Raw genomic sequence first — 17,141 nt, forward strand, 5'->3', positions numbered from 1 at the left:
CTTCATCGTGAGATGCCAATTTATGAGCCATATGGGCTGTTCGTTACGCCGGACGGGGCCGTTCGCGCCTACTACCGGAGGTCGTAGGTGACGTGGGTCTCGTGGCGGGCCTCACCCGCCGGGGGCCCCGGGACAGCACAGGGTCAGCACCCGGTCACGGGCGGACGGGGCCGTACGGCGGTCGCAACCGCCCGTACGGGCCCCGGAACACACAACAGCGCGCTGCGGGACCGGTGTGTCGGCACCGGTCCCGCAGCGCGCTTTCTTCACAGTGGTCTGGTCACTGTGGTTCTCGGCAGGCGGGCCGTCGGCCCGCGTCGTCCTGCGTCGTCGTCCTCGTCCTGCTCAGCGGGTGCCGACCGCCGCCCGCACCGCCCGCCGCGCCATGGCGCAGTCGTCGTGCAGCCTCCGCAGCAGCAGCCGCTGCTCCTCGCCCGAGGAGAGCGCACCGGGACGGTCCTGCCCCGCGCCCACCGAGGGCGCCTCGCGCATGGTGCGCTGCACGGCCGTCTCGTAGTTACGGATCTCGCGGGTCAGCACCAGCATCAGGTTCACCAGGAACGCGTCCCGCGCGGCCGGGCCCCTGGCCTGGGCGAGCTGGCTGATCTGGCGGCGCGCCACCGGCGCGTCGCCCAGGACCGCCCACAGCGTCGCCAGGTCGTACCCCGGGAGATACCAGCCGGCGTGCTCCCAGTCGACGAGCACCGGTCCGGTCGGCGACAGCAGGATGTTGGAGAGCAGCGCGTCCCCGTGGCAGAACTGCCCCATGCCCTGCCGGCCGCCCGCGTGGGCCAGGCCGTGCAGCAGCTTCTGCAGGTCGCCCAGGTCACGGTCGGTGAACAGACCGAGCTCGTGATAGCGCGCGATCCGCGAGGCGTAGTCGAGCGGCGCCTCGAACAGCCCGGGCGGCGGCCGCCAGGCGTTCACCCGGGCGATCGCGCCCAGCGCGGCACGGATGTCGGCCCGCGGCGGCGCCTCCGCCGGATGCCGGGTGAGGGCGGCGACCCGGCCGGGCATCCGCTCGATCACCAGCGTGCAGTTCTCCGGGTCCGCCGCGATCAGCCGGGGCACCCGAACCGGGGGGCGGTGCCGGACGAACGCGCGGTACGCCGCTATTTCGTGCCGGAACCGCTCGGTCCACGCCGGCGAGTGGTCCAGTAAACACTTCGCGACGGCGGTGGCCCGCCCGGTCGATCCGACGATCAGGACCGAACGGCCGCTGCGGCGCAGTACCTGGACCGGGTTGAACTCGGGGCAGATGCGCTGGACGGAGGCGATGGCCATCCGCACCTGCGCGCCCTGCGGGCCGGACAGGTCGATTCTTCCGCTGAGCGGTCCGGCGCCCGGTCCCGCGGCCCGTCGGGCCCGGCCCGGACCCTGCGCCGGTCCGCCGGCGTGAGGAGCGAGATAGGGGCCGCCGCCCGCGCCCATCGGGCGGAGCGGACGAGGCGGGGCGGACACGGAGGACGATGCTGTGTACATGGGCGAGACAGATCCCTTCGTGCGCCGACAAGGTACGTGCGCCAACCCGGCCGACGGCCGTTCGGCACCCTGGGGAGTACCTAGGGCTGCCGGGCGGGGTGGCGCTTTCCTACCTGACACCGGGTCGCGGGTGGCAGACCATCTGGCGGACCCTGGCGAACCCTGGCGAATAGTCACAGCGCATCTGACAGGGGGTTAGTGTCAAGTCAGCCGAGAACCTGGGGGCTTGAAGTGACCGGAGAACCCAACACCCGTCTTTCCGACCTGTTCGGCCTGGCCGGCTGGTCCAAGGGCGAACTCGCGAGAATGGTGAACCGGCAGGCGGCGGCCATGGGCCACCCGCAGCTGGCCACCGACACCTCGCGGGTCAGGCGCTGGATCGACATGGGGGAATCCCCCCGTGATCCCGTGCCCGAAGTGCTGGCGGCTCTGTTCACCGAGCGGCTCGGCCGTGTCGTGACCATCGAGGACCTCGGGTTCGGCCGACGCGGGCGTGTGGGGAAACGGCGAGACTCCGGGACGGAACACAATCCCGATCAATTGCCGTGGGCGCCCGAACGGACGGCAGCGGTCCTCACCGAATTCACGGGAATGGACCTCATGCTCAACCGACGCGGCTTGGTGGGTGCGGGCGCCGCGCTCGCCGCCGGCTCAACCATCGCCGGCCCCATGTACGACTGGCTGCACAGCGACCCCGCTCTGGCGGCCGACGCTCCACGTACCAACGATCCCCTGCACGCCGATCCCGCCGGTTTCGACCGGTACGAGGCCGCTCCGGTCGGTTCCGAGGAGATCGAGGCCCTGGAGCATTCGGTCGAGGTCTTCCGCGCCTGGGACGCGTCCCGGGGCGGCGGACTTCAGCGCAAGGCGGTCGTGGGCCAGCTCAACGAGGTGGGCGGCATGCTCGCCTACCGCCACCCCGACCATCTCCAGCGCCGCCTGTGGGGCGTCGCCGCCAACCTCGCCGTCCTGGCGGGCTGGATGTCCCACGACGTCGGCCTCGAACCCACCGCCCAGAAGTACTTCGTCATCGCCACGCACGCGGCTCGCGAGGGCGGCGACCGGCCACGCGCCGGCGAAGCGCTCTCCCGGGCGGCACGCCAGATGGTGCATCTGGGCCGGCCCGACGACGCACTCGACCTGATGAAGCTCGCCAAGTCCGGCTCCGGCCACGAGACCCTGCCCCGTACGCAGGCGATGCTGCGCACCATCGAGGCCTGGGCACAGGCGTCGATGGGCCGCGGCCAGGCCATGCGGCGCACCCTCGGGGAGGCCGAGGAGCTCTTCGTGTCGGACAAGGGCGATGTGCCGCCGCCCAGCTGGATGCAGATGTTCGACGAGGCCGATATGCACGGCATGCAGGCGCTCGCCTTCCGCACCCTGGCCGAGCATGACCCCGGGGCCGCGATCATCGCCCAACGCCATGCCAAGCAGGCCCTGGAACTGCGGATCAACGGGCGCCAGCGGTCGAAGATCTTCGACTACATCTCGCTGGCCTCGGCCTGCTTCATCGCCAACGACCCCGAACAGGCCGACCGTTACGCCCGGCTCGCGCTGGTGTCGATGGGGGAGACCTCCTCGCACCGCACCTGGGACCGGCTCCGCGAAATGTACCGGCTCACCGGTCAGTTCGCGGGATATGCCGGGATCCAGGATCTGCGTGAGGAGATCGAGCTCTCGATGCCGAACCAGAAGAAGGCCAAGGGCACGCAGATCTGACCCGGCCCGGCCGCGCCGTTCCGCGCTCCGTCACGCCCTGACAGGGCTCGCCGACAGGGCTTTGACACAGCCCCGACACGTCAGCGCTTCCTCATGCCCCGATACGGGCGACCAGCACACACGCGTCGTCCGGTCGCTCGGTCCCGCCGAACTCCTCGACGACGCCCCGGACGCACTCCTGTGCCGTACGGGCCTCGGCGAAGCGGGGGGCGAGGGCGAGCAATGCCTCCGGGCCCGCACCCCGGTCGCCGCGTCGGGTCAGGCCGTCGGTGTGCAGAACGAGCACGTCGCCGGGGAGCAGCCGTACGTCGTCCTGCTCGAAGACGACGTTGGACGCGGCGCCGAGCAGCACGCCGTCCGGCGGCGGCAGGATCCGTCCCGAACCGTCGCGGAAGAGCAGCGGTGCGGGGTGTCCGGCCTGCGCCCAGGACAGAAGGGAGGTGCCGGGGTCGAAACGGCAGCACAGGGCGCTGCCCAGCGCGGGCTGGACCGACGTTTCGAGGACCTGGTTGAGGTGGCCCAGCAGCGCGCCCGGCGCGATACCGGCGACCGCCATGCCCCGCAGGGCGCCCAGCATCATCGCCATCGCCGAGGTGGCGGGGATGCCGTGCCCGGTGAGGTCGCCGACGGTGAGCAGGGTGCGTCCGTCCGGGAGCTCCATCGCGTCGTACCAGTCGCCGCCGATGAGCCCGCTCGACGCGGAAGGGAGGTAGTGCGCGGCGATGTCCAGGGCACCGGGGCCCTGGGGCGGGAGGCGGAGCGAGCCGCGCCACGGCGGCAGGACGGTCTCCTGGAGCTCCACGGCCATGCGGTGCTCGGTCCGCTCGATGTGTTTCTTGTGCCGCACCGTCGCACGGCTCCTGCTCACTGCCTGCTCGCCGCGGCGCAGCTCGCTGACATCCCGCAGCACCGCCCACATCGAGGCGGTGCAGCCCTCGGCGTCCAGGACCGGCTCGCCCGTCATGTGCAGCGTGCGGGTGTCGCCGTCGGGGCGCACGATGCGGAACTCGCCGTCCATCGGCCGGCCGTCGACGAGGCAGCCCGTCACCATGGCGGTCAGCAGTGGCTGGTCCTCGGGCAGCAGCACGGACGGCAGGTCGTCCAGCGAGAGGGGCGTGGACCCGGGCGGCCTGCCGAAGATCTCGTACAGCTCATCGGACCAGCTGGACTCGTCGGTGAGGAGGTTCCACTCGGCGCTGCCCACCCGGTTCAGCGGGGAACCGGCTCCCGGCCCGGCCGGGGCCTCGTCGTCCCGGGGGGCGGGGTCCTCGGTGCGCGGACCCGGCAGACCCGCCCTGAGCTGGCCCAGGTGCTCGTCGAGGTTGTCCAGGTGGTGCACGGCCAGCTCGCACAGGGCGCGCTGCCAGCGCAGCTGGGGATCGTCCTCGTCGAACAGGGCGGCGTCCCGCCGCACGGCGTCCACGTCCCCCCGGAGCCGACGCGTCCGGTGGATCAGGTCGTCGACGGCGTCGTGCGCGGGAGGCTGTGGTGCGGGGCGGTCCGCGAAGAGGGGGGACGGCATCTCGTACTCCGATACAGGCGCGGCCTAGCCGGTTCTGAAGGGTGGACCGCCACCGACTGTCGCACAGGCCACGGCAGGCCGTAAGGGATTTGGCAAGACTCGATGCGTTGTTGCGTCTGGCATATGCCAGCGGCTCTCCGGCGCGATGATAATCCGAACAGGCATGCGTTCGGGGCGAGTTGACCACACGGTTCGGGGCGTGTGGTGGGGCGGGAATGCCGAGGGGGTGGCTCGCGTTACCTCACCAGAACGAAAACGAATCTCATTCCCGATACGGGAGTGGGGTCGGCAGAGGCATCAGGGAGGCGCCCATGGCACGCAGTGAGATCAGGCCCGTCGTCACTCTCCGCTCCACGGCCGGTACGGGCCGGAGCTATGTGACGCGCAAGAACCGCCGCAACACCCCCGACCGGCTGGAGCTCCGCAAGTTCGACTCCGCCGCCGGCCGGCACGTCCTGTTCCGCGAGACCCGCTGACCGACCGGTCCGCCGACCGGCCGGCCGGAAGAAGTCCATCTCCTGTTTGTCACCGCTCTCCGTGGTGAGGAAGGAACGCATCGATGAAGCCCCGTATCCACCCCGTCTCCCGCCCTGTGGTCTTCCGCGACCGCGCGGCCGACGTCGCCTTCCTGACCCGCTCGACCGCCGACTCCGGCGAGCGCGTGCAGTGGCAGGACGGCAACACCTATCCCGTCATCGACGTCGAGACCTCGTCGGCGAGCCACCCGTTCTACACCGGCGGCCGCCAGGTGCTCGACACGGCGGGCCGGGTCGAACAGTTCCGGCGCCGCTACGGCACCGGCGAGACGTCCGGAAGCTGACCGAACGAGAGCTGACCAGGGGCGGAGCCCGGGATTCCGTGCCGTGGATCACATCCGCGGAGGCGGATTCCCGGGAACAGTCCGGGATGGTTTATCGTTCATCTATACGTGGGTGTGAGGGGGACAGTGTCCCCGGGCCTCACCTATAGCCCATGGGGAAGATCGGACCACCGAAGCCCCATGGAGCCTTTCGCCGAGAGGCGACCGCCCTTCACGCCCGCACTCAAGCCGCCCCGGCTGGATTCCCCCGATCCGGCCGGGGCTTCCCCTTGTCCGGCCGCGGCCGGACGCCCCGGAGCGGGGCCGTCTCCAGCACCAGCGCACCGGCAGCCAGCACCACCGCGCCCAACGCGGCCACGGGGCTCCACCAACGCTCGGCCAGCGCCGCGACCGCCGCCCCGGCCACCACCGCGGCCAGCCGCCCCAGCACCCAGCCGTCCCCGCCCCGCAGCTCCCGCAGGGCCACCCGGCCCGCGAGCGAGGTCAGCGTCCCGGTGAAGTAATTCGTCGGCGTCACCCGTACGCGCCCCTGGACGCCCATCGCGACCGCCACCAGGGCCAGCAGCCCGAGCCGGTCCCCGTACGACGGGACCAGCTCCAGCCCCCACAGCACGGCCGCCGCCCCCAGCAGAGCGACCTCCGCACCCAACAGCACCGGAACCCGAAGCCCGAGCCGCCCGGTCATCAACGCACCCGCCGCCGCCCCGCAGAAGTACGCACCCAGGGCCACGGCCACCTTCAGCGCCACACCGTCCTCGCCCGCACCGGCGGCCGAGGCCCCGAGCAGCACCAGGTTCCCGGTCATCACCCCGGCGAAGACCTGCCCCACGCACAGGAAGACGAACGCGTCCGCCGCCCCGGAAGCCGCGGACAGGAGAAGCAGTGACCCCTCGCCGCGCCACGGCAGATCACCGGGCCGGGGCGCGGCGGAAGAGGTCGAGGAGTGCGGGGACGGCGGAGGCGCCGGGGGAGCGGTGGACACCCGAGCATTCTCGGCACCCGCCCCTCCCGGACCGGCGCGTCGCCCACGCTGCGGCGCGCCGCAGCCGACAGCTCTGTCCAGGGCCTGTCATCACACGGTCTCGTGGAGATCCTTCGCGTAGTGCTCGATCGCCCGCCGGTACTCCTGGACGGACGGGTCCTGGCTGGTCGTGGCGGTCAGCTCCAGCAGCAGCCGCATCGCCTCGTGGTGCTCGTCGGTGTTGAACAGGGCCATCGCCAGGAACGCGCGCAGCCCGCCGTGGTCCGGGAACTCCTCGACGCCCCGGCGCAGCGTCTCCACCGCCTGCCCGTACCGGCCGAGGACCCGGTACGTACTGCCCAGCCCCAGGAGCACCCCGCGCCGGTCCTCCTCGGCGAGCTCCGGATTGGCCAGCGCGCGCTCGTAGTACGGCACCGCCTCCGACTCCAGGCCCAGCACATCGTGGATCCACGCCGTGCGACAGGCCACCTCCGCGTCGTCGGGGTACTCGGCGGTCAGGGCGAGAAGCCGCTCGCGCGCCTCCTCGGGCCGGCCTCCGGTGCGCAACCGGTCGGCTTCGTCCAACAGGTCCTTCTTCGTACGTGTGCTCATGCGCACATCGTCGCAGGAGGTCGCGGACAGGCGGGTGAGATTTCGTCCCACGGGGCCGCCGAGGAGTGTGTTCCGGCCGGGCGGGGGCACTTGTCGGCCATGACAGCAGAGGCGAATCCCCGGACACGCCAGGGGACATGGGTACGTGTGCTGGTGCGCGGGGCAGTCCTGACGGTGGTGCTGCTGGGGCTGGTGGTGTTCTCCGTCCTGCTGGCCAAGGTGACGCTCACGCCTTCACCGGCCTCCGAGGACCTCGTGACCTCGAACCTGCGCCCCGGCCGCTCGCTGCGCCAGTACGCCGAGGACTACACCTTCCTCGCCGCGTGCAAACAGGCGGGCGGAAACCTGCTGCTCGGCGTGCCGTTCGGCCTCCTGCTGCCGTTCTTCGTACCGCGCCGGCTGCGCATGATCCGGATGACGTTGCTGACGGCCGTCGTCATGGCCGTGGTCGAACTGATCCAGGGCGCGCTGGTCACGGGCCGCGCCTTCGACATCGACGACGTCATCCTCAACACGGCGGGCGCGCTGCTGGGGTACTTCGTGCTGGGCCGCCGGATCACCCACCGCTATTACATGTACGCCGACGTTCCCGCCTCTTCCGAACGGCCGACAGAGCCCGAGCCCGAGCCGAAGCGCACACCGAGGCCGACCGCCCGCACGAAGCCCGCTCGTACAGAACCGGCCGGTGCGAAGGCCGCTCGTACAAAGCCGGCCGCCACGAAGAGCACGAGTGCGAAGTCCACCGGCAAGAAGGGCACCGGCACAAGGACAGCCGCCACTAAGGGCACCGGTACGAAGAAGCCCCGTTCCCTCCTCGACCGCGCCCGTGCCCGCATCCGCAGCCGCTGAGCGGGGCACCCGTTCGGGCCCGGGCCGTTTGCGGGCGGCCGGGACCGGGCGCACGGTGGGGGCACGTCCTGCGCGCGGATGCCGTACGGATCCCCTGCCGAGGAGGAGCGACATGGCCGAAGGCCAGTGGAGCCCGGGCCGCAAGGAGATGGACGCGGACGAGTTCAGGCCCGTCCTGGACATCGTCGCACCGGCACGTCAGCGCCGGCTGACCGTCCTTCTGCGACTTCTGCTGCTCATCCCGCACTTCATCGTGCTGTTCTTCCTGCACATCGCGGCGTTCTTCACCGTGATCGTGGGCTGGTTCGCGGCCCTGGTGCTGGGGCGGCTGCCCGACCCCGTCTTCCGCTTCCTGGCCGGCGTCCTCGGCTACGACATGCGCGTATCGGCGAGCGACATGCTGCTCATCGACCGCTACCCGCCCTTCGCCCTGACCCCGCCGGCCGACTATCCGGCGCAGATCGAGGTGCGGCCCACCCCGCTCAACCGCCTGGCCGTGCTGTTCCGCGTCTTCCTGATGATCCCGGCGGCGATCGTGCAGAGCCTCGCCGTGTACGGGTGGTGGGCGCTGGCCTTCGTCTGGTGGCTGATCACGCTGTGCCTGGGCCGGATGCCCCGTCCGCTGTTCGAGGCGACGGCGGCCACCCTGCGCTACCGGATGCGGTTCTCCGCGTACGTCATGATGCTCACCCCGGCCTACCCCAAGGGCCTGTTCGGCGACGACGGCGACCTCGCCGTGGCCCGCGAGCCGGCGCGCTCCGCCACCCGCCCGCTCGTCCTGAGCAGCGCCGCGAAGTGGCTCGTGGTGCTGTTCCTGGTGCTGGGTCTCGCGGGCAACATCACCACGTCCGTGACCACCTCGACGACCGACGACACCTCCGACACCCGCCTCGTCGGACGCTAGGGGGTGTCGGCCGCCGCCCCCGCCGCGTCGGCGTAACGCCGGGCCAGGTGGGCGAAGGCGTCCCTGAGGGCGTCCGGCCCGACGACCTCGATGTCCACGTCGAATCTGCCGAGTTCGGCGGCCAGGCCGGGCCAGGACCAGGCGCCCAGGATCACCCGGCTGCGGTCCGGGCCGTGCTCCTCGACGATTCCGTTGCGGAGATGGCCGGCCACCTCGAAGGCGGGTGCGGCCAGGATGGCCTCGCCGCGGCAGGGCCACTCCCCGGGGGTGTCGGAGCCCTGGAAGCGGGCGGCGACGAAGGCGGCCACATTGCCTCCGGGCACCTCGCGGGGCGTGAACCGGGGGCCCGTGGGGGTGCGTGGGGTGATCCTGTCCGCGCGGAAGGTCCGCCAGTCCTCGCGGTCCAGGTCCCAGGCGACCAGATACCAACGCCCGCCCCAGGTGACGAGGCGGTGCGGCTCCACCCGCCGCACCGCGGGCGCGGCGTTGGGGTCGGCGTCGGGCGGAACGTACGCGGGGGAGTGGTCGAAGCGCAGCACCTCGCGGGCGTGCACCGCAGCGCTGAGCGTCAGGAGCACGCGCGGATCGGCCTGCGGCTGCGTCCGCCCTCCCGTGCGCTCGACGGCGGTGACCTGGAGCGCGTCCACTCGATGGCGCAGCCGGGCGGGCATGACCTGCCGGACGGTGGTGAGCGCGCGGGCCGCTGCCTCCCCGATCCCGGCTCCGGTCGCGGCGGCCGTCCGGAGGGCGACGGCGAGCGCGACGGCCTGGTCGTCGTCGAACAGCAACGGCGGCAACTGCGCGCCCGCGTCCAGCCGGTATCCACCGTCGGGCCCCTTGAACGCCGAGATCGGATAGCCCAGCTCCCGCAGCCGGTCGACATCACGCCGCACCGTGCGCGGACTGACCTCCAGCCGCTCGGCCAACAGGCTGCCCGGCCAGTCGCGGCGCGCCTGGAGCAGGGAGAGCAGCGCCAGCAGTCGCGCTGAAGTCTTCGGCATGGGCCCAGTATGACCGGAGAAGAGGCCACACCCTGTCCTCTTCCCTTGCGAAGGTTGATCCGTACCGAACGACGGAAACACCGGAAGGACCCGATCACCATGTCCGCAGCACCCACGTCCCCCGACGCCGAACGCACCGACCTCCTCGCCGCCCTGGCCACCGTGCGAGCCGCCCTGATCCGCTCGGTCGAAGGCCTCGGCGACGAGCAGGCCGGTGAGCGTCCGACGGTCAGCGCGCTGTGCCTGGGCGGTCTCGTCAAGCACGTCACGGCCATGGAGGAGAACTGGCTGCGCTTCCTGGCCGAGGGCCCGTCGGCGATGTCCTTCGCGCTGCCCGACGGGGTCACCTGGGACGACCTGGCGGCCGGCACCGCACGCGAGCTCCCGAAGTGGATGACCGACCGGGACAAGGAGTTCCGGATGCTGCCCGGTGAGACGACGGCCGGGGTCCTCCACGCCTACGAGCAGGTCGCCGCCCGCACCGAGAAAATCATCCTTGAGGTTTCCGACCTCTCGGCAACGCATCCGCTTCCCGAGGCGCCCTGGAACGAGCCGGGCGGGGAGTGGAGTGCGCGGCGGGTGCTGACCCACGTCATCGCCGAGACCGCACAGCACGCCGGCCACGCGGACATCCTGCGCGAGACGCTCGACGGGCGGCGGGCGACCTGACCGACGCGGCACCGTGGCGCCCCGGGCGCCGGGACGCCCGGGGCGTCACGACAACAGGGCGCAACGCTTGCGCGAGGATGTGCGAGGAAGCGCCCGCGGGCGATCGAGAGGGAGAAGCGACACGATGACCGTCCTCGACAACCGGGCGCTGAACCGTGCCATGCTCGCGCGGCAGTTGCTGCTCGACCGGGCCGACCTGCCGGTCGTGGACGCGGTGGCCCACCTCTGCGGCCTCCAGGCGCAGGAGCCGCAGGAGCCCTTCGTCGGGCTCTGGTCCCGGCTGACCGCCTTCGATCCGGCGGCCCTCTCGGATCTGCTGACCCGGCGCGGCGTCGTGCGCACCCATCTCATGCGCCGCACGGTCCATCTGGTCACCGCCGACGACGTCCTCGCCTGGCGGTCCCGCCACGACGCGATGCTGCGGCAACGGGTGCTCGGCGTCTACCGCGACGAGCTGAAAGGGGTAGACCTCGACGAACTCGCTTCAGAGGCAAGGGACTTGATGGCGGACGGGGAGCCTCGCACGGCGGCCGAGATCGTGCGGGAGCTCGCCCCGGGCCGGCCTGGCCCCGGGCCCCGGGCCCTGGGCGAGATGGTGGTCGCCGCCCTCGTCCCGATGGCCCAGACGCCGCCCCGGGGGCTGTGGCGGACGAAGGGCGGGGTGCGCAATGTCGCGCTCTCCTCGTGGCTCGGCCGCCCGGTCGACCCGCCCGCCGCCGACGGTTTCGATCCGGTCGGCCAGGCGCTGGTGCGGCGCTATCTGGCCGCCCATGGTCCGGCCGCCACGGCCGACCTGCGCGCCTGGTCCGGGCTGGCCGGGCTGCCCGGCGCGGTGACCGCCGTACGCGACGAACTGGTTTCCTTCCGCGACGAGCGGGGCCGGGAACTGCTCGATCTGCCCGACGCGCCGCGACCGGATCCGGACACTCCCGCCCCGGTGCGGTTCCTGCCGGCCTTCGACAACGCGATCCTTGGCTATCAGGACCGGAGCCGGATCGTCGACGACGCCCACCGTGGGCTCTCGGTGGCCGGTGAGCGCGTCGTCCTGGTCGACGGCCGGGTGGCCGCCACCTGGAGCGTGAGCGAGGACGTCGTCACGGTGGACCCCCTGGGCGCCTTCTCCCGCGCCGACCGCGCCGCCGTGGCCGACCAGGGGAGCGAGCTGGCGTCGTTCCTCTCCGACGGCGGCAGCGACCGCGTACGGGTGGCGGCCTCGCCGCGCTGAGCGGACCGGTCGCCGGGAGGGACCGCGTCTGCCCGTGCGTACCGGAACGGGCCTATTTTGTGCGGGAGTTCGTACGGGGGGCGGCGAGAGCGGGACTGAAAGCACCGCGCGCGGGTCACACGCAGAACATGACGTCCAGCGACGTAACCACAGAGCCCGCGCCGCACAGCGGCGGAAAGCGGAACACCCGCCCCGCCCGGGGGTGTCTGAAAGTCCTCGGCGTCGGCGCGGCCGTCCTCGTCCTGCTGTTCGCCGGCAGCCGGCTGAGTCTGCTGCCGGGACTGGGCGACCTCTTCGGCGAGGAGACCCACGACCGGTCCGGCCCGGCCGTGCTCAAGTCGATCCAGGACATGAGCGCGTACGAGGCCGCCTCGGGCAACTTCCAGGTCGTCGTCGATCTGGAGAAGGACACGAAGTTCCTGCCCGACGTGGTGCGCGGCACCCGCACCCTGTTCGTCGGCGCGGGCACGGTCGGCGCCTCCGTCGACCTGGGCAAGGTCGCCGGCAACGGCGTCGTGGTGAACGAGGACCGCACCGCGGCCGAGATCCGGCTGCCGCACGCGGTGCTGGGCAAGCCGGCGCTCGACCCCGACCGTTCCTACGCGGTGTCCAAGCAGCGCGGTCTCCTCGACCGGCTGGGCGACTTCTTCTCCGACAACCCCGGCAGCGAGCAGGCGGTCAACAAGCTCGCCGCCCAGCACATATCGGAAGCGGCGAAGGAGAGCGGACTGACCGCCCGCGCGGAGAAGAACACCGCCGCCATGCTGAAGGGACTGCTCGGCTCGCTCGGCTTCGAGCGCGTCACGATCCGGTACGGCGAGGACCAGGAGTGATCGCGTCACCCGGGCGGGTGCGCCGGGCTGCGCGCGCCCGCCCGGGCCCATCCGGCGGGCGGCCGACCGCCGCGTACCACCCTTGACGTGAACGCGTCGATCGGTATGGTCTAGTCCAAGTGCAAGGCCTTTCCGGACATCCGTCATCAGGTTTGTCCGGCAAGGGGCTTGCAGCCCTTCGCGCCTCTTGGCCCCACACTCGCGAGGCCTCGCCGTCGAAGCCGGACCCCCCACGGTCCGCCACCGCGCGGTGCGGTCTCATGTGAAGGAGAAGCATGCACGCGAAAAGGAAGACCGCACTCGCCGTCGGCGCCATGCTCGCCCCGGTCCTCGCCCTCAGCCTTCCGGCGAGCTCCGCCGGCGCCCACGGCTACATCTCCAACCCGCCGAGCAGGCAGGCGCAGTGTGCCGCCGGCACGGTCAGCTGTGGTGCGATCAAGTACGAACCGCAGAGCGTCGAGGGTCCCAAGGGGCTCAGCAGCTGCAGCGGCGGCAACAGCGGCTTCGCCGAACTGGACGACGACTCCAAGGGCTGGTCGGTCACTCCGGTGAACCGCTCCCAGCAGTTCGAGTGGAAGCTCACCGCCCGCCACTCGACCAGCACCTGGCAGTACTTCGTGGGCGGCGAGAAGATCGCCGAGTTCGACGACGGCGGCGCGCAGCCCGGCGCGACCGTGACCCATCAGGTCGACTTCGGCAACAAGACCGGCCGGCAGAAGGTCCTGGCCGTCTGGAACATCGCCGACACCTCGAACGCGTTCTACGCCTGCATCGACGTCAACGTCGGCTAGCGCCACCCGGGTCGGGGCCCATGCTCCCGTGCCCAGCACGCCCCGGTCGTGCCCGCCGCGCGTCCGGGGCGTGGTGCTGTGCCGGGCGCGGTGCCCGGTGGCCGGAAAGCGGCATGGCGCGGCAACTTCATGTAGGTGAGCGGTTACCCTACGTCAGCTGTCCTGATGGATCATCAGTGCTCGAGGGGACTCCTGACTTGAACCGCATGCGTACCGTACTCGCCGCGCTCGGCATCACCGCCGGACTGCTCTCCGCTCCCGCGGCGAACGCCGCACCCGGGCCCGAGCGGCCCGCGCCCGCCGCCGAACGCCATGAACCCTGCACCGGAGAGTTCCGCGGCGACGCCCGCCTCGGCCCCAAGTGGCTGCCGAACAAGCGGCTCGCCCCGGTCGGCCCGCTCCTGAAGGGCTACCAGCGCACCGGCGACCTCACACCGAAGGACTTCCTGAAGAAGTACTGGGAAGGGCCCGCGGACACCGGCAGCTGGAAGTACCCGCCCAACGACGGCTTCGCCGAGGTGAACGGCGAGCTCGACAAGGAGCCCGTCAAGCTCCGTACCGGCCAGCGCCTGGACCGCTTCGGCTCGGAGTACGGCGGCTACCTGGCCCCCGCGGGCGACGCCTACGCCGAGCGCGCCCTGCCGCCGCAGAACCTCAACACCCGTGACGCGGACACCCCGTGCGACTACCGCGTCTACAAGGTCGCCAAGCCCTTCTGGGTCTGGCAGGGCTCCATCGCCCCGTGGTTCGAGCAGCCCGGCGGCGGCCAGCAGATCAAGCTCGACGCCGTGTTCCTCGACCCGGGCGAGGGGCAGCGGCTCAATGTGAAGTGGCTGCTGGACAACGCCTATCTGACGCCCGCGGGCGCGTAACCGGCCATGGACCGCCGGGCACTGCACGCCGCACTCGTCGAGGCACGGATCCCCGGCGGCTACTACCGGATCGAGGGCGTCCACGAGCCCGTACCCACCCCGCCGGACTTCCTCTTCGTCCGGCGGGGCGACAGCGGCGGCTGGGAGACCGGGGCGTTCGAGCGCGGTACGTACGAAGTCCTCGCCCACCACCCGGACGAGGCAGCCGCCTGCGCCCACCTGCTCGGCCTCCTCGTCTGAACCGCCCCCGCCCCACCGTTTTGCGGCATTGGCAAAAATCCTTGTCCGGGCGCCCGCACCGGCCGAATGATCGTGATCGTGCGGCCGGGCCTCCCGGCCCGGCCGCACGCCGAAGCGTCACGACCGCCCCGCCCGCACGGGGCGCCCGAGGAGAAGCCATGCCGGAGCCCACCGCCGTACCCACGCCGCCCACAGACCGTTCCGTCCGCCCCTCCACCGTCCTGCCCGGCGCGACGCACCGCACGGTCGGCGTCCCCGGCGGCCGGATCCACTGCGTCGAACAGGGCACCGGCCCCCTCGTCCTTCTCGTCCACGGCTTCCCCGAGTCCTGGTACTCCTGGCGTCACCAGCTCCCCGCCCTGGCAGCCGCCGGACACCGGGCCGTCGCCATCGACGTACGCGGCTACGGGCGCTCCAGCGCACCCGCCGCCGCCGACGCCTACCGCATGCTCGCCCATGTCGCCGACAACACCGCCGTCGTCCACGCACTCGGCGAGGAGACCGCCACGGTCGTCGGCCATGACTGGGGCTCGCCCATCGCCGCGAACAGCGCCCTGCTCCGGCCGGACGTCTTCACCGCGGTCGCCCTGCTCAGCGTCCCCTACGCACCCCGCGGCGGCCCCCGCCCCACCGACGGCTTCGCGGGCATCGGCGGCGAGGAGGAGTTCTACGTCAGCTACTTCCAGACCCCCGGCCGCGCCGAGGCGGAGATCGAACCGGACGTACGCAGCTGGCTCGCAGGCTTCTACGCGGGCCTCTCCGGCGACACCGCCACCCCCGCCGACCGGCCCAGCCTCTTCTTCGTACCGCCGGGCGCACGCATGGCCGACCGGTTCCCCACCGGCCGGCTGCCCGGCTGGCTCGACGAGCGGGACCTCGACGTCTACAGCGAGGAGTTCGAGCGCACCGGCCTGACCGGTGCGCTCAACCGCTACCGCAACGTCGACCGGGACTGGGAGGACCTCGCCGCCTGGGACGGAGCACCGCTCACCCAGCCGTCGATCTTCATCGGCGGCGCCCTGGACGCCTCCACCACCTGGATGTCCGACGCCATCGACGCCTACCCGAAGACCCTCCCCGGCCTCTCCGCCGCCCACATCCTCGAAGGCTGCGGCCACTGGATCCAGCAGGAACGCCCCGACGAGGTCAACCGGCTGCTGACCGACTGGCTGCAGGGCCTGCGCTGAGGCACCCCCGGTCCGCGACGCCCCGCGTCAGCAGGCCGTACCGCTGGTCGCCGCCGTCGCCCGCAGCAGATCGCGGACGAGCGTGAAGTCGATCTCCTTCGGGTTGCGGAAGCGCAGACAGCCCTTGCCCATGTCGTGCGGGGCCAGCCGGTCCGCGAACGCGTCGCGGACGTCCGTGCGCAGCAGATAGAACGAGATGTACTGCTTCTGATCGGCGAAGGCGATCTCCCCCGTCCCCGGCCCCTCCCGCTCATAGGCGGGCATGCCGTACGCCATCACCTCACGGAACCCCGTCAGCTCCTCCCGGCACAGTGCGCGCAGCGCCGTGAGGGCCTCCCGGCGGGCCTCCGGGGCCTCGGCGAGGTACTGGTCGACGTTCTCCGCGCTGCTTCGGACCATGAGGAGATCGTACGGCGGCTTCCGCCGGCCCGGCGGTGTGTCGCGCCCCGGGGCCGCCGGACCTTCGGGCCAAGGTGGGCGGATGAATACCGCAGGCATGCTGGCCGAAGCGTTCGACCGGGTCGGGGAAGCGGTCCACGCGGCGGTCGAAGGACTCGCGCCCGACGACCTCAACGCCCGCGTCGACGCGGAGGCGAACTCGATCTCCTGGCTGGTCTGGCATCTCACCCGGGTCCAGGACGACCACGTCGCCGACGCCGCCGGAATCGGACAGATCTGGCTCACCGAAGGCTGGGCCGAGCGCTTCGGGCTGCCGTTCGACGAGACGGCGACCGGCTACGGACACACCGCCGACGAGGTCGCCGCCGTCCGCGTGGACTCCGCCGAACCCCTCCTCGGCTACTTCGACGCCGTCCACGAGCGGACCCTGGACTACATCGCGGGTCTGGAGGGCCACGCCCTCGACCGGATCGTCGACCAGGGCTGGTCGCCCCCGGTGACGCTGGGTGTCCGGCTGATCAGCGTCCTCGCGGAGGACCTGCAGCACGCTGGCCAGGCCGCCTTCGTCCGCGGGATGCTGGAACGCGCCTGAGACGGCGCCCCCGGGAACCCGTTGCCCGGGGGTGTCCGGACCGGGACCGCGGACACCCGTGCACGGTCCCACCGGCGGTGCCATACTCGGAAGAAGTCGGCTGGACAGGCTTGTCATCGTCCGAAAGGTGACCGTCATGGGTTGGGCATCTTGGACGACCAGCGGGGTCTACACGGGCACCGGCGGAGTACGCACCGAGGAAGCGGGCATCCTGAGCGGCGATCTCACGGTGCACACGACCTGGTTCGACGGACAGGCGGCGGTGGCCGTGCAGTACAGCGGCTCGTCGGACTGGTTCACGCTCACCGGCAGCCCCGTGCCGTGCCCCTCCGAGGAGGAGAGCCGCCGCTTCCACCAGAGCGTGGTCGAAGCCGTCCGCGCCGGGGAGGGTGCGACGGTCCCGCCGGTCGGCGCCGGACCCGCCTAGGCCCTGGCGCACCGCACCGCTCACCGCGCCCCATAG

The 17,141-nt window shown here is 71.9% G+C and carries 20 protein-coding genes; 14 read left to right on the plus strand and 6 right to left on the minus strand.

Going from position 1 to position 17,141, the window contains the following annotated elements:
- Nucleotides 1–345: 345 nt before the first annotated feature.
- Nucleotides 346–1,482 (minus strand): aminoglycoside phosphotransferase family protein, encoded by a 1,137-nt coding sequence (locus AC0VY3_RS16985; protein WP_475549930.1) that lies wholly within the window; start codon nt 1,480–1,482, stop codon nt 346–348.
- Nucleotides 1,483–1,713: 231 nt separating this feature from the next.
- Here AC0VY3_RS16985 and AC0VY3_RS16990 point away from each other — a divergent pair, with 231 nt between their 5' ends.
- Nucleotides 1,714–3,201, plus strand: coding sequence for a DNA-binding protein NsdB (locus tag AC0VY3_RS16990; RefSeq protein ID WP_242740885.1), 1,488 nt, complete (start codon nt 1,714–1,716; stop codon nt 3,199–3,201).
- 91 nt (nt 3,202–3,292) lie between these two features.
- On the opposite strand, the gene AC0VY3_RS16995 is transcribed toward AC0VY3_RS16990, so the two are convergent.
- A complete protein-coding gene (locus AC0VY3_RS16995; protein WP_475549931.1) occupies nt 3,293–4,723 on the minus strand; it encodes a PP2C family protein-serine/threonine phosphatase in 1,431 nt (476 codons plus the stop codon).
- 311 nt (nt 4,724–5,034) lie between these two features.
- Between AC0VY3_RS16995 and rpmG the strand changes: the two genes are divergently transcribed.
- Both rpmG and AC0VY3_RS17005 read left to right on the plus strand, forming a co-directional pair.
- Nucleotides 5,035–5,199, plus strand: a complete 165-nt coding sequence (rpmG, locus tag AC0VY3_RS17000; RefSeq protein ID WP_030086513.1) for a 50S ribosomal protein L33 — start codon at nt 5,035–5,037, stop codon at nt 5,197–5,199.
- 83 nt (nt 5,200–5,282) lie between these two features.
- On the plus strand, nt 5,283–5,543 hold the full coding sequence (locus AC0VY3_RS17005) for a type B 50S ribosomal protein L31 (RefSeq protein WP_086778364.1): 261 nt from the start codon (nt 5,283–5,285) through the stop codon (nt 5,541–5,543).
- 223 nt (nt 5,544–5,766) lie between these two features.
- Here the strand turns inward: AC0VY3_RS17005 and AC0VY3_RS17010 are convergent, their stop codons facing one another.
- Nucleotides 5,767–6,450 (minus strand): YoaK family protein, encoded by a 684-nt coding sequence (locus AC0VY3_RS17010; protein ID WP_475551689.1) that lies wholly within the window; start codon nt 6,448–6,450, stop codon nt 5,767–5,769.
- 165 nt (nt 6,451–6,615) lie between these two features.
- Nucleotides 6,616–7,116 carry a tetratricopeptide repeat protein gene (locus AC0VY3_RS17015; RefSeq protein ID WP_103512299.1) on the minus strand — a complete coding sequence of 167 codons (501 nt, stop codon included), beginning with the start codon at nt 7,114–7,116 and terminating at the stop codon, nt 6,616–6,618.
- Between the two features lie 147 nt (nt 7,117–7,263).
- Between AC0VY3_RS17015 and AC0VY3_RS17020 the strand changes: the two genes are divergently transcribed.
- Nucleotides 7,264–7,965, plus strand: coding sequence for a VanZ family protein (locus AC0VY3_RS17020; RefSeq protein ID WP_475549932.1), 702 nt, complete (start codon nt 7,264–7,266; stop codon nt 7,963–7,965).
- A gap of 112 nt (nt 7,966–8,077) precedes the next feature.
- On the plus strand, nt 8,078–8,869 hold the full coding sequence (locus AC0VY3_RS17025) for a DUF4389 domain-containing protein (protein ID WP_475549933.1): 792 nt from the start codon (nt 8,078–8,080) through the stop codon (nt 8,867–8,869).
- Here the strand turns inward: AC0VY3_RS17025 and AC0VY3_RS17030 are convergent.
- On the minus strand, nt 8,866–9,870 hold the full coding sequence (locus AC0VY3_RS17030) for a helix-turn-helix transcriptional regulator (RefSeq protein WP_475549934.1): 1,005 nt from the start codon (nt 9,868–9,870) through the stop codon (nt 8,866–8,868). The two genes, AC0VY3_RS17025 and AC0VY3_RS17030, sit on opposite strands and share 4 nt — an antisense overlap.
- A gap of 99 nt (nt 9,871–9,969) precedes the next feature.
- Here AC0VY3_RS17030 and AC0VY3_RS17035 point away from each other — a divergent pair, with 99 nt between their 5' ends.
- From AC0VY3_RS17035 to AC0VY3_RS17065, 7 genes are all read left to right on the plus strand, one after another.
- Nucleotides 9,970–10,539 carry a DinB family protein gene (locus AC0VY3_RS17035; protein ID WP_475549935.1) on the plus strand — a complete coding sequence of 190 codons (570 nt, stop codon included), beginning with the start codon at nt 9,970–9,972 and terminating at the stop codon, nt 10,537–10,539.
- Between the two features lie 124 nt (nt 10,540–10,663).
- On the plus strand, nt 10,664–11,764 hold the full coding sequence (locus AC0VY3_RS17040) for a winged helix DNA-binding domain-containing protein (protein WP_475549936.1): 1,101 nt from the start codon (nt 10,664–10,666) through the stop codon (nt 11,762–11,764).
- Between the two features lie 128 nt (nt 11,765–11,892).
- Nucleotides 11,893–12,597, plus strand: coding sequence for a DUF4230 domain-containing protein (locus tag AC0VY3_RS17045; RefSeq protein ID WP_475549937.1), 705 nt, complete (start codon nt 11,893–11,895; stop codon nt 12,595–12,597).
- 275 nt (nt 12,598–12,872) lie between these two features.
- Nucleotides 12,873–13,388 (plus strand): lytic polysaccharide monooxygenase auxiliary activity family 9 protein, encoded by a 516-nt coding sequence (locus AC0VY3_RS17050; protein ID WP_103512292.1) that lies wholly within the window; start codon nt 12,873–12,875, stop codon nt 13,386–13,388.
- Between the two features lie 197 nt (nt 13,389–13,585).
- Complete coding sequence (locus AC0VY3_RS17055; protein ID WP_364886472.1) at nt 13,586–14,260, plus strand: TNT domain-containing protein; 675 nt, start codon at nt 13,586–13,588, stop codon at nt 14,258–14,260.
- Between the two features lie 6 nt (nt 14,261–14,266).
- A complete protein-coding gene (locus AC0VY3_RS17060; RefSeq protein ID WP_137231253.1) occupies nt 14,267–14,500 on the plus strand; it encodes a hypothetical protein in 234 nt (77 codons plus the stop codon).
- Between the two features lie 158 nt (nt 14,501–14,658).
- Complete coding sequence (locus AC0VY3_RS17065; RefSeq protein ID WP_475549938.1) at nt 14,659–15,687, plus strand: alpha/beta fold hydrolase; 1,029 nt, start codon at nt 14,659–14,661, stop codon at nt 15,685–15,687.
- Between the two features lie 27 nt (nt 15,688–15,714).
- Here AC0VY3_RS17065 and AC0VY3_RS17070 read toward each other — a convergent pair whose 3' ends face one another.
- Nucleotides 15,715–16,086 carry an iron chaperone gene (locus tag AC0VY3_RS17070; RefSeq protein WP_475549939.1) on the minus strand — a complete coding sequence of 124 codons (372 nt, stop codon included), beginning with the start codon at nt 16,084–16,086 and terminating at the stop codon, nt 15,715–15,717.
- 82 nt (nt 16,087–16,168) lie between these two features.
- On the opposite strand from AC0VY3_RS17070, the gene AC0VY3_RS17075 reads away from it, so the two are divergent.
- Both AC0VY3_RS17075 and AC0VY3_RS17080 read left to right on the plus strand, forming a co-directional pair.
- Entirely contained in the window at nt 16,169–16,678 is a 510-nt protein-coding gene (locus AC0VY3_RS17075) for a mycothiol transferase (RefSeq protein WP_475549940.1), read from the plus strand.
- Between the two features lie 136 nt (nt 16,679–16,814).
- Complete coding sequence (locus tag AC0VY3_RS17080) at nt 16,815–17,105, plus strand: hypothetical protein (protein WP_103512286.1); 291 nt, start codon at nt 16,815–16,817, stop codon at nt 17,103–17,105.
- Nucleotides 17,106–17,141 lie beyond the last annotated feature (36 nt).

This window comes from Streptomyces sp. iso_384 (genome assembly GCF_056172905.1).